Origin of the sequence: Aminobacter niigataensis, assembly GCF_946995915.1 — a bacterium.
GTDB lineage: Bacteria > Pseudomonadota > Alphaproteobacteria > Rhizobiales > Rhizobiaceae > Aminobacter > Aminobacter niigataensis.
Genome location: NZ_OX341517.1, coordinates 4,352,988 through 4,367,492, shown reverse-complemented (window position 1 = coordinate 4,367,492; position 14,505 = coordinate 4,352,988). Strand labels below are relative to the sequence as shown.

Sequence of the window (14,505 nt, the reverse complement as noted above, 5' to 3'; positions counted from 1 at the left end):
TGCTGCCAGGCCTGAGTGGGGCGCGCCGCCTGAAGGCAGCGCGCCATTTTCATTTCAGAGCTGTTCGAGAATGCGGGCCGCGCCGGAATCGATCGCCTGACCGGCCGTGCCTTCGACGTTGAGCTGGGCGACCTTGCCGTCCTCGACAACCATCGAGAATCGCTTCGAGCGCAGGCCCATGCCGGCGGCCGACAGGTCGAGGTCGAGGCCGGTCGCGCGGGCGAAATCGCCGCTGCCGTCGGCGAGGAACAGGACCTTGCCTTCACCGCCGCTGAATCGCGCCCAGGCGCCCATGACGTGCACGTCGTTGACCGAGACCACCGCGATGGTGTCGACGCCGCGCGCGACGATGGCGTCATGGTTCTCGACATAGCCGGGCAGGTGGTTGTTGCTGCAGGTAGGCGTGAAGGCGCCCGGTACTGCAAACAGCACGACCTTCTTGCCCGCGAAGATTTCTTCAGTGGTAAGGTTCTTGGCGCCGTCGGCGGTCATGGTCTTGAAGGTGGCGCTGGGCAGCTTGTCGCCAATCGAAATGGTCATTTTGGTCCTCGTGGCAGTGGATTGAAATCGGGTGGCCGCACCGATCCACTAGCGCAGATGCATCGGTAATCCAATGGCTGGCGGTTTGGCGGAGGGATCAGGGGTAGGGCAGAAAGCCTTCGACTGCGCCGGCCGAACTGATCAGGGTGTAGGGAATGCCCTTGCCGGCAGGCTTTGCCGTGGGCCGTTCGAGCACTTTGAGCAAGAAGCTGATCTTGCCGGCCGCCTCGTGGCGCTGAGGCGTACCGAACTGATAGCCATCCACGCCGGCGACGAAAATATCGATACCTTCGGGATCTCCGGGTGCGGCTGCCGTAATCGAGATCGTCTCGCCCTCTGCTGGCGCCAGCGTGGCGCCGAAGTCCGGCTGGGCGGCTGAGGGAAGGGCGCCGAGCGCTGCCGCTACCAGCGCAGCATCATTCCCATTGCCGGGATCGGCGGCAGGGTCGACTTCCAGTCGCGCCTGCACCGGCACGCAGATGGTTTCGCAGATGCCGAGGAACACGTCGGCCGCGATTGCCGCAGGCTCGCCCGGGGTTGGGACCGTGAAGCTGACGGGCAGACGGACGGGGAAGTCGTAGCCTGCCCATTTGGCGTAGCCGTCGTCGTGGCGCTGGGGGGCGGGATACGAGATTTCGGCCGCCGAGACATTGCGGCTGGCCGAAAGGTCGATCTGCGGCGGCACGCCGGAATTGCCGGGATCGCGCCAATAGGTTTTCCAGCCGGGCTTGAGCTCGATGTCGAGCACACCCTGGAGCTTGCCAGAGGCATCGGGCTGGCCGGTGGTCACGAGGCGGAAGCGGCCGCCGTCGGTTTCGAACCAGGCAGACGATGACGCGTGCGCGGATCCAGCGGCCAAAATGGCGGTGCCGAGGCAGAGGGCGATTGGGGGCGTGAATTTCATGGCGGTGATTTGATAGTCTCCGGCTGAGAGCGCAACATGCCTTCACGTCACGTCGCCATCATTTTTGCGTGACGCCATGGGCCAAAGGTGACCCGCAGTCCCCTTGAGCTATCTTTCAAGACGGCCGGAAACGCGTTACCTTCGGCTATGGACCTCTTACGCCAGAAAAAGGGCGCCTCGCAGCGCGGTTTTCTCGACGACCAGTTCCTCATCGCCATGCCGGGGATGAAGGACGACAGGTTTTCGCGCGCCGTCATCTACATTTGCGCCCATAGCGACGAGGGTGCCATGGGCCTGATCATCAACCAGGTCCAGCCGCTGCTCTTTCCCGATCTGCTGGTGCAACTCGGCATCCTCGACGAGCAGGAAGCGATTCGGCTGCCGATGAAGGCCAAGGACTTCATCGTCCGCAATGGCGGGCCGGTCGACCGCAGCCGCGGCTTCGTGCTGCACACCGACGACTACAAGGTCGAATCTTCGCTGCCGGTCTCGGACGAGATTTGCCTGACTGCAACCGTCGACATCCTGCGCGCGATTTCGGCCGGTCGTGGGCCGCGCCATGCCCTGATGGCGCTGGGCTATTCAGGCTGGGGTGCCGGCCAGCTCGAAAGCGAGATCGCCGAGAACGGCTGGCTGACCTGCCCGGCGACGTCGGAATTGTTGTTCGACGCCGACATCGACCGCAAATACGACCGCATCCTCGCTACGCTGGGCATCGACCTTGCGCGATTGAGCACAGCCGCCGGTCACGCCTGAGCGAGCGGGTACTGTTCCTTCAGCATCTTGAGAGCCTGGTCGCCGGGGATCGGCGCGCCGAACATGAAGCTCTGCACATATTCGCAGCCCATCTGGCGCAGTTCGAGCGCGTCGCTCTCGTCCGAGATGCCTTCGGCGACCACCGACAGCCCCAGTTCGTGAGCCATGTTGACCATCGACTTGATCAGCACCGCGCGCTTGGGCGAGGTGTCGTCGACGAAGCTCTTGTCGATCTTGATGGTGTCGAAGGGGAAGCGGGTCAGGTAGGACAGCGACGAATAGCCGGTGCCGAAATCGTCGAGCGACAGGCCGATGCCAAGCTGCTTCAGCTTGGTCAGCACATGGTTGGTCTGCTCGGGATTGTCCATGACCAGCGACTCGGTGAGCTCTAGGCGGAAGCAACGCGGCTTGAGATTGGCCCGGGCGATGACCGAACGGACGTCGCTGACGAGGTCTCGGCGGATCAGCTGACGGCTCGACAGGTTGACCGAAACGGATAGTGGGGCGTCGTTGATCTGCTTTTGCCATTCGGCCAGGTCGTCGGCGGCGCGTTGCATGGCAAACAGGCCAAGCTGGACGATCAGGCCGCAGCTTTCGGCAACGGGAATGAAGTCGCCCGGCGGGATCATGCCGCGGCGCGGGTGGTCCCATCTGAGTAACGCTTCGAAGCCCGCGACAGTGCCATCCTCAAGCCGTACGATCGGCTGGTAGGCAAGCGTGAACTCCTTGCGCTCGATGGCGCGGCGGAGATCCGACTCAAGCTGCAGGCGGTCCGTGCCCACGGTGCGGAAGGCCGGGCGGAACGGTTCGATGCGGTCGCCGCCGAAACGCTTGGCCTGGTGCATGGCAAGCTCGGCGTCCTTGACCATGTCTTCGGCCGAGGCCTGGGCCGTGGTCCAGGTGATCAGGCCGACGGATGCGGTGAGCACGATCTCGCGCTTGGCGAAGGTGATCGGTGCCTTGATCGCCTGCTTGATGGCGTCGGCCACTGCCGCGATGCGGGTGGGATCCTGCTCCGACAGAAGCATCAGGGCGAACTGGTCGCCGGCAAAGCGCGACAGCGAGTCTTTCGGCTTGAGCAGGCGGTGCAGGCGCCGCGCGATGGTCAATAGGATGGTGTCGCCGGCGGAAATGCCGAGTCCGTCGTTGACCAGCTTGAAGCGGTCGATGTCGATGACGAACACCGACGGCCGCACTTTCTCCTCCGTGCGGGCAATCGAGATGATCGCCTCCAGCCGATTCATGTACAGTTCGCGATTGGGCAGGCCGGTCAGATTGTCGTGCACGGCGTCGTGCAAGAGGCGTTCTTCCGACTTCTTCTGCTCGGTAACGTCGACCATGGTGCCGACGCAGCGGATCACCTCGCCGTCGGAGCCGATCACCGGGCGCGCCCTGAGCGAGAACCAGTGATAATGGCCGTCGGCTCCGCGCAGGCGGAAACTCTGCGACACCCGGCCACGGCGATGCTCAAGGACGACGTCGAGCGTCGTGCGGAACGTGTCGCGGTCGTCGGAATGCAGCACGGGCAGCCAGTTGCGTGCGGCTCCGCCAAGGCTATTGGGCGCAAGGCCCAGCTGAATCGAAACGTCGGGACGGGTGACGACGCGGTCGCGCAGTACATCCCAGTCCCAGACGATGTCGCCGGAGCCGGAAATCGCCAGTGCCTGCCGCTCCATGTCGCTGAACAGGCCCTGATGGGCCCCGCCGCCTGCGAAGGCATGCTGCATGACGGTGAAGCCGATGAGCAGGATGATGAGGATCAGCCCGCCGCCGAGGGCAGGCTGGACGATGTCGTTGTCGAGCACGCCGGTGATCGCCATCCACGAACCGCTCAGCCAGATCAGCACCATCGCCCAACTGGGCACCAGCATGATGGCGCGGTCGTAGCCGCGGATGCTGAGATAGACGATAAGCCCAAGGCCGGTGAGGGCGGTCGCGGCGAAGGAAATGCGCGCAATGCCGGCTGCAACGGCGGGATCGATGATGGCGACGCCGGCGATCAGCAGCAGGCCGATGATCCAGACGAAGGCGCCATAGCTGAAATGGCCGTGCCATCGGTTGAGGTTGAGATAGGCAAACAGGAAGACGACGAACGTTCCTGCCAGCGCCACCTCAGTCCCGGCCCGCCATATCTGCTCGTTGCCGGGCGATACCTCGATAACCTTGTTGAGGAAGCCGAAGTCGACGCAGATATAGGCGAGCACCGCCCATGCCAGGGCTGCTGTCGCTGGGAACATCGAGGTTCCCTTGACCACGAACAGGATGGTCAGGAAGAGCGCCAAAAGGCCGGCGATGCCGATGACGATGCCGCGGAACAGCGTGTAGGAATTGACCGTGTCCTTGTAGGCTTCCGGCTCCCACAGATAGACCTGCGGCAGCTTGGGGGAGGCCAGTTCGGCGATGAAGGTCACCACCGAGTTCGGGTTGAGGGTTACCAGGAACACGTCGGCGTCGGGGCTGGCCTGGCGATCGAGGGCGAAACCCTCGCTCGGCGTGATGGCGGCGATGCGGCTTGAGCCGAGGTCGGGCCAGAACAGGCCTGAGCCGACCAGCCGGAAATGCGGCGCAACGATCAGGCGGTCAATCACCTGGTCGGTGGTATTGGCGAGCGCGAACACCGCCCAGTCGCCGGACGAGCGCTTGTCGTTGGCCTCGACCTCGATGCGGCGAACGATGCCGTCGAGGCCCGGCGCTGTCGAAACCTGGAAGTTCTCGCCCTGATTCCGGTAGATTTCGACGGCGCCCGAGAGGTTGAGCGCGACGTCGTCACGGGAGATCTTGATCGGTTCCACGGCGAGTGCCGGCGACACCGCGCAGACACTGGCGATCATGGAAACGATGAGCGCAAACAGGGGCGCCAGCAGGAAATGCTTCGACAAGTTCAGGCCTTCATGGTGACAGCTTGCGGGTCGTCCGCGATCAGTGCGTAAAGATAGTGGTCGTGCCATTCGCCGTTGATCCTGAGGTAGGATCGCAAAAGTCCTTCGCGCCGGAATCCGGCTTTTTCAAGCACGCGGACAGAGCGCGCATTGTCGGGGATACAGGCAGCCTCGATCCGGTGCAACCGAAGCGTATCGAAAGCATGGCGAACCACCAGCCTGACGGCATCGACCATGAAGCCCTGGCCGGCGTAACGTTCGCCGATCCAGTAGCCGATATGTCCGGTCTGGGCGACGCCGTAGCGAATGTTGCCGAGCGTGATGCCGCCGATAAGCTTGCCGCTCGAATTCTCGTAGATGAAGAAGGCGACCGCCGTACCCTGGATGAACTCGTCCTTGTAGCGCGAGAGGCGGATGCGCCAGGCCGAGCGATCCAGCTCGTCGGGGGCCCAGCGCGGCTCCCAGGGTTCCAGGAACGAACGGCTTTCAGCCCGGAGTGCCACCCATTCGTGGTAGTCGCGCCAGTTCGGCAGCCGCAGGCTGACGCGTTCGCCCTTCAGTGCCGGGGTGTCGCGGCGAAAGAGCGAGAACGAAAACATGCGTGTGTAGTCAGGTCAGACGGCGAGCTTGCGCGCGGTCGACTGCGCGCCCGGCAGCGCGTCGAGGATCGATTCGTAAGGCGCCAGGGTGCCGACCGGGCCAACTGCCGTGATCGTCGGTCGGGTAGAGAACAGGCGTGCCGACAAATCGGTCAGGCGCTCGACCGTTAGGGCCGACAGCCGCTCCATCAGCTCTTCCTTGGCGATCGGGCGGCCGAACAGCAGGAGCTGGCGGGCAATCTGCGAAGCGCGGCTCGAGCAGCTCTCGGCCGACATGATCAGGCCGGCGCGATACTGGGCGCGGGCGCGATCGAGTTCTTCCAGAAGGATGCTGTCGCCGGCCTTCTGCAATTCGCCGATGATGACGGGCAGCAGTTCGGCGATGTCGCTCTGCCCCGTCGCGGCGTGGACGCCGAAGATGCCAGTGTCGGAAAAGCCCCAGTGGAAGGCATAGACCGAGTAGCAAAGACCGCGCTTTTCGCGCACTTCCTGGAACAGACGCGACGACATGCCGCCGCCGAGGATCATCGACAGGACCTGCGAGGCGTAGAAGTCGCGGACGTGATAGGCGCGGCCCTCGAAACCGAGCACGATCTGCGCGTCCATCAGGTCGCGGTCTTCGCGGAAGTCGCCGCCGACATATTGCGCATATTGCGGAATGGCGCTTTCGGCCTTGGAGCGGAAGTTGCCGAGCCGCTTTTCGACATGGCGGACGAAATCGTCATGCTTGACGTCGCCGGCAGCCACCACGACCATGCGCTCGGCGCCGTACTGGCGATTCATGAAATCGTGAAGCTGAGCCGAGGTGAAGGACTGTACCGTCTCGGGCGTGCCGAGGATCGAACGGCCGATCGTCTGGTGGCGGAACGCGGTTTCGGTGAAGCGGTCGAAGACGATGTCGTCGGGCGTGTCGTGCGCAGCGCCGATTTCCTGCAGGATGACGTGCTGCTCGCGCTCGAGTTCGTTGGGATCGAATTCGGAATCCTGGAGGATGTCGGACAGGATGTCGACCGCCAGCGGCACGTCGTCGGCCAGGACGCGGGCGTAGAAGGACGTCGTCTCGACCGATGTGGCGGCGTTGATTTCGCCGCCGACATTTTCGATCTGCGATGCGATCTGAAAGGCGGTACGGTTCTTGGTGCCCTTGAACGCCATGTGTTCGAGCAGGTGAGCCATGCCGTGCTCGTCGTCGCGCTCGTTGCGCGCGCCCGACTTGACCCATGTGCCGAGAGCTACGGTCTCTACGCTTGGAAGTGTTTCAGTGGCCACTGTCAGGCCGTTCGACAGACGGCTTACCTCAACACCCATATTAAGCGTACTCCCTAACCCGCCGCTCGTGTGCGGCGGCTAATGTAATCTTCCACCATTTTTATCTCTGATGGAAGTACCGTGAACTTTTCCTTACGTTCCATCAGCCCCGACAGCCATTTTGGCAGGGCGGGCTCGATGCCGCAGGCAGCATTCACCGCAGCCGGGAATTTTGCCGGGTGAGCGGTGGCAAGCACCACCATCGGCACGTCGCTCCGGGGAAGTCCTGCGGCGACGTGGACAGCGGTCGCGGTGTGCGGATCGAGCAGGTAGCCGCTGCCTTCGAGCGTCGAGCGGATGGTCGCAGCCGTCTCATCCATGCTGGCGCGACCGGCGCCGAATTCGCTGCGGATGCCGGCCAGGGCCTTTGCCTCGATGGTGAAGGCGCCTGACTGCTTGAGGCTGGCCATATAGCGCCGGACCACGGCCGGGTCGCGGTCGGAGGCTTCGAACAGCAGCCGTTCGAAGTTCGACGATACCTGGATGTCCATCGACGGCGAGGTCGTGGCAACCACGCCGGTCTGGCGGTATTCGCCGCTCTTCAGCGTGCGTGCCAGGATGTCGTTGTCATTGGTGGCGATGACCAGCTCGTCGATCGGCAGGCCCATGCGCTTGGCTGCGTAACCGGCGAAGATGTCGCCGAAATTGCCGGTCGGCACGGTGAAGGACACCGGCCGGTCGGGTGCGCCGAGCGAGATGGCGGATGAGAAATAGTAGACGATCTGGGCCATGATCCGCGCCCAGTTGATCGAGTTCACGCCCGACAGCTGCACCCGGTCGCGGAAGCCGTGGTCGTTGAACATGTCCTTCACCAGGCCCTGGCAGTCGTCGAAATTTCCTTCGATCGACAGGGCATGCACATTGGCTGCATCAGACGTTGTCATCTGGCGCTGCTGCACCGGCGAGACGCGGCCGTGCGGGAACAGGATGAAGATGTCGGTACGCTCGCGGCCGGCAAAGGCGTCGATTGCAGCACCGCCGGTATCGCCCGATGTTGCGCCGACGATGGTCGCGCGCTGGCCGCGTTCGGCAAGCACATGGTCCATCAGCCGCGCCAGCAACTGCATGGCGACGTCCTTGAAGGCGAGCGTCGGGCCGTGGAACAGCTCGAGCACGAAGCTGTTGGCGCCGGTCTGGACCAGCGGGCACACGGCGTCATGCCGGAAGGTGGCATAGGCCTCGCGCACCAGGCGCTGGAAGACGTCCTGCTTGATCTCGCCGCCAAGAAATGGCGTTAGGATCCGGATCGCCAGGTCGGCGTAGCCAAGACCGCGCATGGCGCGGATTTCGGCGGCGCTGAAGGTTGGCCATTGCGCCGGGAGATAGAGGCCGCCGTCGCGGGCCAGGCCGGCCAGAACTGCATCGGAAAATCCGAGCGTGGGCGCTTCCCCACGGGTACTCACATAGTGCATATCTATCCGTTCCAACGCGCAGCGACCTGCCGGTGATCGGCGGGGCGGGGAAAACTGCGCTCCATCAGTCGCATTTTTGCCGCGCGGTTGATATAGAACGACTGCTTTGCGAGAGGGAAGTGCAGTTCATGGTGTTTCGTTTGATCGACGGCCGTTTTCTGACGGCTTTGGCGACCGCAGGCTTTATGCTCGCCGTCACGGGCTGCCAATCAGGCGGCAGCGGCGGCTTTTTTAGCCCTCCCGCGCCGAAAGACCCCAAGGTGATTGCGGCCGAAGAGGGCAAGATCCTGGCCAGCGAGTTGCTTGCCTACTGCCCGAATGTCACGCTGCGCGACGGCACGGCCTTCTTCAACAGCTATGCCAAGGGCGGCCAGGACGATCCGGCCAAGCTGGTCCACCAGTCGGCGATCACCGACGTCACCCGCAGTTGCACGCGCGCCGACGGCCAGATGATGATCAAGGTCGGCGTTGCCGGCAAGGTCGTGGTCGGTCCAGCCGGCGGTGCCGGCACGGTCAACATGCCGATCCGCATCGCGGTGATCCGCGGCGAGGACGTGCTCTATTCGCAGCTGCACAAGAACGCGGTGCAGGTTTCCGACCCGTCGACAGCGACGCAGTTCGTCTTCACCGACGCCAATGTCGTGATCCCGGTTCCGACCGCGCGCGACATCCAGATCTATGCGGGTTTCGATGAGGGCCCGGCCAAGAAGAAGGCCCAGTAGGCAGGTTCTTCCTGCATTCAAGCGCCGGCGTCTCGCCGGCGCATTTGCGTTCAGGCGTGTTCGGACCACATGCTGAGTGCGGCGAGCACGCCGCCGAGGTCGGCCCAGCGCCGAATCACCGTCTCGGCGCCTGCTTCGGTCAGCATGTCGGCATGGCCGGGATAGCTGTGCGCCCCGCCGGTGAAGCCGATGACGCGCATGCCGGCCGAAACTGCGCCTGAAATGCCGTGCACCGAATCCTCGATCACGAAGGTCTTGGCCGGATCGGCGCCATAAGTGCTTGCGGCGTGCAGGAAGACGTCCGGCGAAGGTTTGGGCTTCTTGCTCGGCGTTTCCAGCGCCGAGAAGATGCGGCCCTTGAACAGCGGCAGGATGCGCGTGCGCTCGAGCATCATTTCGATGCGCTCGGTGGTCGAGTTGGAGCAGATGCAGCGCGGTGCGGTCACCGCAGCGACCGCCTCGTGCACGCCGTCGATGGCGCGCACATCTGTCTTCAGCTTGCGGTCGACCAGTTCCTCGGCCTGGGTGATGAGCGAGGCCTGGAAGGGGATGGCCGCCTTCTCCTCGATCTTCAGCATGATGTCCTTGAAGGTCAGCCCGGCATAGGCCTCGGCGATCTCCTCGGCGCTGATTTCGAAGCCAGCTGCGGTCAGCAGTTCGGCCTCGATACGGGCGGCGATGATTTCGGAATCGACGAGCACGCCGTCGCAATCGAATATCACTAGTTCTGGCTGGGTCATGACGGTCCGGGAAACTGGGGCGGCGCCGGGGCGCAGGCCGAAAAGCTCAAGGCGCGGCGATTACACCATTCTGCCCCGATCCGCAAATTGCGACGGCCGCTTCACCAATTGTTTACGCTGATCGGTAACCATAACGGTGAGTAAACAGTAACGCGTCATCCCGGGTATCAGAATGTCAGCAGTGCGTCCTCTCGACCAGCTTTCCCGCACTCCCAAGCAGTCGGAATGGCTCGATACCATCATCAAGGGCGATTGCGTGGCGGCGCTCGACAAGCTGCCGGCCAACTCCGTCGACATCATCTTTGCCGACCCGCCCTACAACCTGCAGCTCGACGGCGACCTGCATCGCCCCGACCAGTCGAAGGTCGACGCGGTCGACGATCACTGGGACCAGTTCGAAAGCTTCGCTGCCTATGACGCCTTCACCCGCGCCTGGCTGCTTGCCGCGCGCCGCGTGCTGAAGCCGAACGGCACCATCTGGGTCATCGGCTCCTACCACAACATCTTCCGCGTCGGCGCGACGATGCAGGATCTCGGCTTCTGGATCCTCAACGATGTCGTCTGGCGCAAGACCAACCCGATGCCGAATTTCCGCGGCCGCCGTTTCCAGAACGCCCATGAGACGATGATCTGGGCCTCGCGCGACCAGAAGGGCAAGAACTACACCTTCAACTACGATGCGCTGAAGGCGTCGAACGACGACGTCCAGATGCGCTCGGACTGGCTGTTCCCGATCTGCACCGGCGGCGAGCGCCTGAAGGACGAGGACGGCAACAAGCTGCATCCGACGCAGAAGCCGGAAGCGCTGCTGGCCCGCATCATGATGGCCTCGACCAAGCCGGGTGACGTGGTCCTCGACCCGTTCTTCGGCTCGGGCACGACGGGTGCCGTTGCCAAGCGTCTCGGCCGCCATTTTGTCGGCATCGAACGCGAACAGGCCTACATCGACGCCGCCAATGAGCGCATCGCGTCGGTGCGTCCGCTCGATGGCCCGGCACTCACGGTATTGACCGGCAAGCGCGCCGAACCGCGGGTCGCCTTCGGCAGCCTGCTCGACATGGGCCTGCTGGCACCAGGGGCGACACTGTATGATGCGAAGAAGCGCTGGGCTGCAAAGGTCCGCGCCGACGGCACGCTGGCGATCGGCGACACCGCCGGTTCGATCCACCGCGTTGGCGCCTCGGTCCAGGGGCTCGACGCCTGCAACGGCTGGACCTTCTGGCACTACGAGCGTGCCGGCGGCCTGACCCAGATCGACGAACTGCGCCGCATCGTCCGCGTCGGCATGGAAAAGGCAGGCGCCTGAAGGATCAGCCGTCCCGCCGGACTGTCCGGCGCGACGGCACAGGCTTCATCGATAACCCGTTCTGGACCTTCAGAGCCCGTTTCGAGCCTGCGATAGAGATCGAATTCCGGCAGCCAATCTAGCCAGTCCGGATTCGTTGATCGGCCGGTTTCCAGTCACCGTCCGATCCCGAGACGCTCGAGGTCCGCCTCGAGCGTTTTCGCATTTGTGAACAGCACCGCCTGCCAGCCGGCCTCGATGGCGGCGTTCACGTTCTTCTGGCTGTCGTCGATGAACAGCGCAGCCTTCGGGTCGAGACCGAAGGAGGCGACGTGGAGGTCGTAGATGCGGCGGTCAGGCTTGATCAGTCCGACATCGCCGGAAACGGTGACGCCGCGCGGCCGTTCGAGGAACGGGAAGCGTCCGCGCGCTTCGCGGAACGTGTCGGACGCCCAGTTGGTCAGCATGGTGACGTCATGGCCGGCATCGACCAGCCCCTCCATCAGGGCGACGGAGTCGTCATAGGCATGCGGCACCATTTCGTGCCAATGCTGGCGGAAGGCGCGGATTTTGCTTTCGTGCTCGGGGAATTCGGCGACCAGCAGCGCCTCGGCTTCCTGCCAGGTGCGGCCGCGATCCTGCTCGATGTTCCATTCGCTGGTGCAGACGGTGTCGAAAAACCAGCGCCGTTCGACCGGATCGGGAATGATGCGGCTGAACGGGATATCCGGGTCGTAATGGATCAGCACCTTGCCGATGTCGTAGACGATGTGGCGGATTTCGCTCATGATTTCGCTAACGTCCTCGTTTCGTTGCGCCCGGTATGGCAGCTTCGATGACTTTTTTCATGACGCTTGGCAAGGCTTCGCCGGCGAGGTCAGCGGGGAGCGACCAGAAGTGGCCGTCGGGCGCCTTGTCTATCGTGACGTCGGCGCGAAACACGTCCAGATCGAGCGCGAAATGGGTGAAAACGTGGGTGATCGTACCCGCGCGCGCCCAATTCGCGGCAAAGGGCGCGCTGTCGGGTCCGGTCGCGCCATCGACGCGGGAGGTCCAGTCGGTCGTTGGCACTTCCGTCATGCCTCCGAGCAGGCCCTTGCCGGGCCGCTTGCGCAACAGCACCGCGCCATCGCCCCTGACCGCCACGAACGCTGCGCCGCGCCGTTGCGGTCGTTCCGCCTTGGCCGGCTTGACGGGATAGAATTCGGGATCGCCTGAGACGACCGCGCTGCAATCGCCGCGTAGCGGGCACAGCATGCAGCGCGGGCGCCGCGGCGTGCAGATCGTGGCGCCGAGATCCATCATCGCCTGGGCGAAATCGCCGGGTCTGGCCGCGGCAAGCATGCGCTCGACATGCGCGCGGATTTCGACCTTTGCCTGGGGCAGGGGCGTTGCGATGGAAAACAGCCGCGTGACGACGCGCTCGACATTGCCGTCGACGACGGCCGCCGGCTGGTTGAAAGCGATAGAAGCGATCGCTGCTGCCGTATAGGGGCCGATGCCGGGCAAGTCGCGCAGGCCGTCTTCGCTGTCCGGAAACAGCCCGCCCGGCAGGCACGCCACCGTTTCCGCGCAGGCCTTGAGGTTCCTGGCGCGAGAGTAGTAGCCGAGCCCGGCCCATACCTTCATCACGTCCTCGGCCTCGGCGCTCGCGAGCGATTGAACGGTGGGCCACTTCTCCAGGAAGGCGCGGAAATAGGGCTTCACCGCCTCGACGGTGGTCTGCTGCAGCATGATCTCCGACAGCCAGACGCGGTAAGCGTCCGGGCGGATGCCTCGCTTCAGTTCGGCGGGCGGCGTGCGCCACGGTAACTCGCGATGGTGGACGTCGTACCATTCGAGCAGCAGGTCAGCGATCCTGCCGTCCACTTCGGTGGTGTGCTTGCGGCTATCGGTGCGGAATGCCATTGATGGTCTGGACTGCCTTCGGCGTTGCGTGTCGACAGGGGTATTCTGGAGAACGACATGGCAGGGAAAAGGTGGACGGGCAATCCCGTTCCGGTCAGCGATCTGGCAAGCGCCATCCTCGATCCCGTCCTGCGCAAGCGCACCGGCATCTCGGTCGGGCTCGTCCAGTCATGGGAAGAGATCGTTGGCCCGCGCCTTGCCCACAACACCCGGCCCGAAAAGATCCAGTGGCCGCGGCGCATGCACGAGGACGACCCGTTCGAGCCGGCAGTGCTGATCGTTGCCTGCTCGGGGCCGGCAGCGCTCCATCTCCAGCACGAGACCGGCGAGATTATCGGCCGGGTCAATTCCTATCTCGGCTTCAACGCCATCGGCCGCATCCGCATCGTCCAGAAACCGGTGTCGGGGGCGGCAACCAGGCCGCGGCCGCGCCTGCGCAAGCTCACCGACGCTGAACAGGGCAAGGTGGCGGGCGCGGTACGCTTCATCGAGGACGAGGGCCTGAAGGCAGCGCTCGAGAAGCTCGGCACCAACATATTGGGCAGTCGCAAGTAGAATTGGCCGACTTTCTCGCGCATTCGTGATCGGAAGTGCGGCAAATCGCGATTGGTTTGGGGACAGCCATGCCTTAATTCGCGCCAACTCTCGCTTTCACGTAACCGCACATTGCAAAATCCAACCATCGTCAGGTGATTCGTATGCTTCGTTCGATTTCTCGCAGGACCGCACTTACCGGGCTCGCAGCCGTTTCGGCAGCGGCGCTGCTTTCAGCTTGCAGCGATTCCGGCGAGCAGGCCAACGCGGCAACGCCCAAGCCTGCCGAACCGGCAGCGCCGGCGGCCACCCCGGCTGCTCCGGCCACCCCGGTCCAGGCGGTGAAGGCGCCCGAAGCGCAGGGCACCGTCGACATGGCCAAGCTGCTCGAGGCCGGCAGCTTGCCCGACATGGTTCTGGGCAAAGCGGATGCCCCGGTCACCATCGTTGAATACGCCTCCATGACCTGCCCGCATTGCGCGCGGTTCCACGAAGACACGCTGCCGACGATCAAGACCAAGTACATCGACACGGGCAAGGTGCGCCTGATCTACCGCGAGTTCCCCTTCGACCCGCTGGCCGAGGCAGGCTTCATGCTTGCACGCTGCTCGAAGGATAACTACTTCCCGATGGTCGACGTGCTGTTCAAGCAGCAGTCGAACTGGGCGGCATCGCAGACCCCGAAGGACGCGCTGCTGCAGATTTCCAAGCTCGCCGGCTTTTCACAGGAGTCGTTCGAGGCCTGCTTGACTGACCAGAAGCTTCTGGACGATATCAGGGCGGTGCGCGCCCGTGGCGAGAAGGATTTCAAGGTCGACTCCACGCCGACCTTCTTCATCAACGGGAATGTCTACAAAGGGGCGATGTCCATTGAGGAAATGTCGGCGGTTATCGACGGCATGCTCTGACAGGTTCGTA

Annotated in this window: 14 protein-coding genes; 5 read left to right on the top strand and 9 right to left on the bottom strand. The window is 63.9% G+C overall.

The features are described from left to right. Positions 1-54 precede the first annotated feature (54 nt). Together O1Y97_RS21280 and O1Y97_RS21275 are read right to left on the bottom strand one after the other, a co-directional pair. Positions 55-540: a peroxiredoxin gene (locus tag O1Y97_RS21280; protein WP_108608941.1), complete on the bottom strand. Its 486-nt coding sequence runs from the start codon at positions 538-540 to the stop codon at positions 55-57. Positions 541-637: 97 nt separating this feature from the next. Further along, on the bottom strand, positions 638-1,444 hold the full coding sequence (locus tag O1Y97_RS21275) for a protein-disulfide reductase DsbD domain-containing protein (protein ID WP_318762273.1): 807 nt from the start codon (positions 1,442-1,444) through the stop codon (positions 638-640). A 147-nt stretch (positions 1,445-1,591) separates the two neighbouring features. On the opposite strand from O1Y97_RS21275, the gene O1Y97_RS21270 reads away from it, so the two are divergent. Further along, the gene (locus tag O1Y97_RS21270) at positions 1,592-2,200 is read left to right on the top strand and encodes a YqgE/AlgH family protein (protein ID WP_183263763.1); all 609 of its coding nucleotides are present in this window, start codon (positions 1,592-1,594) and stop codon (positions 2,198-2,200) included. Here the strand turns inward: O1Y97_RS21270 and O1Y97_RS21265 are convergent. Genes O1Y97_RS21265 through thrC form a run of 4 tightly spaced genes read right to left on the bottom strand, consistent with a single transcriptional unit; the run spans position 2,191 to position 8,398 of the window. Continuing rightward, positions 2,191-5,031: an EAL domain-containing protein gene (locus tag O1Y97_RS21265; protein WP_108610006.1), complete on the bottom strand. Its 2,841-nt coding sequence runs from the start codon at positions 5,029-5,031 to the stop codon at positions 2,191-2,193. The two genes, O1Y97_RS21270 and O1Y97_RS21265, sit on opposite strands and share 10 nt — an antisense overlap. Positions 5,032-5,081: 50 nt before the next feature. After that, positions 5,082-5,678: a GNAT family N-acetyltransferase gene (locus tag O1Y97_RS21260; RefSeq protein ID WP_318762272.1), complete on the bottom strand. Its 597-nt coding sequence runs from the start codon at positions 5,676-5,678 to the stop codon at positions 5,082-5,084. A gap of 15 nt (positions 5,679-5,693) precedes the next feature. After that, on the bottom strand, positions 5,694-6,986 hold the full coding sequence (locus O1Y97_RS21255; protein WP_108608937.1) for a M16 family metallopeptidase: 1,293 nt from the start codon (positions 6,984-6,986) through the stop codon (positions 5,694-5,696). Between the two features lie 14 nt (positions 6,987-7,000). Continuing rightward, positions 7,001-8,398, bottom strand: a complete 1,398-nt coding sequence (gene thrC / locus O1Y97_RS21250) for a threonine synthase (RefSeq protein WP_318762271.1) — start codon at positions 8,396-8,398, stop codon at positions 7,001-7,003. A 128-nt stretch (positions 8,399-8,526) separates the two neighbouring features. Here thrC and O1Y97_RS21245 point away from each other — a divergent pair, with 128 nt between their 5' ends. Next, complete coding sequence (locus O1Y97_RS21245; protein WP_183263628.1) at positions 8,527-9,120, top strand: hypothetical protein; 594 nt, start codon at positions 8,527-8,529, stop codon at positions 9,118-9,120. Positions 9,121-9,170: 50 nt separating this feature from the next. Here the strand turns inward: O1Y97_RS21245 and O1Y97_RS21240 are convergent, their stop codons facing one another. Further along, a complete protein-coding gene (locus O1Y97_RS21240) occupies positions 9,171-9,860 on the bottom strand; it encodes an HAD family hydrolase (RefSeq protein WP_318762270.1) in 690 nt (229 codons plus the stop codon). Between the two features lie 172 nt (positions 9,861-10,032). Here O1Y97_RS21240 and O1Y97_RS21235 point away from each other — a divergent pair, with 172 nt between their 5' ends. Continuing rightward, positions 10,033-11,166, top strand: a complete 1,134-nt coding sequence (locus tag O1Y97_RS21235; RefSeq protein ID WP_183263626.1) for a site-specific DNA-methyltransferase — start codon at positions 10,033-10,035, stop codon at positions 11,164-11,166. A 155-nt stretch (positions 11,167-11,321) separates the two neighbouring features. Here the strand turns inward: O1Y97_RS21235 and O1Y97_RS21230 are convergent, their stop codons facing one another. Both O1Y97_RS21230 and mutY read right to left on the bottom strand, forming a co-directional pair. Next, positions 11,322-11,933 (bottom strand): HAD family hydrolase, encoded by a 612-nt coding sequence (locus O1Y97_RS21230; protein ID WP_183263625.1) that lies wholly within the window; start codon positions 11,931-11,933, stop codon positions 11,322-11,324. A 7-nt stretch (positions 11,934-11,940) separates the two neighbouring features. Next, positions 11,941-13,053 carry an A/G-specific adenine glycosylase gene (gene mutY / locus O1Y97_RS21225; RefSeq protein ID WP_318762268.1) on the bottom strand — a complete coding sequence of 371 codons (1,113 nt, stop codon included), beginning with the start codon at positions 13,051-13,053 and terminating at the stop codon, positions 11,941-11,943. 57 nt (positions 13,054-13,110) lie between these two features. Between mutY and O1Y97_RS21220 the strand changes: the two genes are divergently transcribed. After that, positions 13,111-13,608 carry a DUF721 domain-containing protein gene (locus O1Y97_RS21220; RefSeq protein ID WP_183263623.1) on the top strand — a complete coding sequence of 166 codons (498 nt, stop codon included), beginning with the start codon at positions 13,111-13,113 and terminating at the stop codon, positions 13,606-13,608. Positions 13,609-13,751: 143 nt separating this feature from the next. Next, positions 13,752-14,495 carry a DsbA family protein gene (locus O1Y97_RS21215; RefSeq protein ID WP_108608930.1) on the top strand — a complete coding sequence of 248 codons (744 nt, stop codon included), beginning with the start codon at positions 13,752-13,754 and terminating at the stop codon, positions 14,493-14,495. The last annotated feature ends 10 nt before the right edge of the window (positions 14,496-14,505 follow it).

Bases quoted from the DNA above. Each gene is read 5' to 3' on its own strand.
- O1Y97_RS21280 (WP_108608941.1), bottom strand. From the start codon at position 540: ATGACCATTTCGATTGGCGACAAGCTGCCCAGCGCCACCTTCAAGACC.
- O1Y97_RS21275 (WP_318762273.1), bottom strand. From the start codon at position 1,444: ATGAAATTCACGCCCCCAATCGCCCTCTGCCTCGGCACCGCCATTTTG.
- O1Y97_RS21270 (WP_183263763.1), top strand. From the start codon at position 1,592: ATGGACCTCTTACGCCAGAAAAAGGGCGCCTCGCAGCGCGGTTTTCTC.
- O1Y97_RS21265 (WP_108610006.1), bottom strand. From the start codon at position 5,031: ATGATCGCCAGTGTCTGCGCGGTGTCGCCGGCACTCGCCGTGGAACCG.
- O1Y97_RS21260 (WP_318762272.1), bottom strand. From the start codon at position 5,678: ATGTTTTCGTTCTCGCTCTTTCGCCGCGACACCCCGGCACTGAAGGGC.
- O1Y97_RS21255 (WP_108608937.1), bottom strand. From the start codon at position 6,986: ATGGGTGTTGAGGTAAGCCGTCTGTCGAACGGCCTGACAGTGGCCACT.
- thrC (WP_318762271.1), bottom strand. From the start codon at position 8,398: ATGCACTATGTGAGTACCCGTGGGGAAGCGCCCACGCTCGGATTTTCC.
- O1Y97_RS21245 (WP_183263628.1), top strand. From the start codon at position 8,527: ATGGTGTTTCGTTTGATCGACGGCCGTTTTCTGACGGCTTTGGCGACC.
- O1Y97_RS21240 (WP_318762270.1), bottom strand. From the start codon at position 9,860: ATGACCCAGCCAGAACTAGTGATATTCGATTGCGACGGCGTGCTCGTC.
- O1Y97_RS21235 (WP_183263626.1), top strand. From the start codon at position 10,033: ATGTCAGCAGTGCGTCCTCTCGACCAGCTTTCCCGCACTCCCAAGCAG.
- O1Y97_RS21230 (WP_183263625.1), bottom strand. From the start codon at position 11,933: ATGAGCGAAATCCGCCACATCGTCTACGACATCGGCAAGGTGCTGATC.
- mutY (WP_318762268.1), bottom strand. From the start codon at position 13,053: ATGGCATTCCGCACCGATAGCCGCAAGCACACCACCGAAGTGGACGGC.
- O1Y97_RS21220 (WP_183263623.1), top strand. From the start codon at position 13,111: ATGGCAGGGAAAAGGTGGACGGGCAATCCCGTTCCGGTCAGCGATCTG.
- O1Y97_RS21215 (WP_108608930.1), top strand. From the start codon at position 13,752: ATGCTTCGTTCGATTTCTCGCAGGACCGCACTTACCGGGCTCGCAGCC.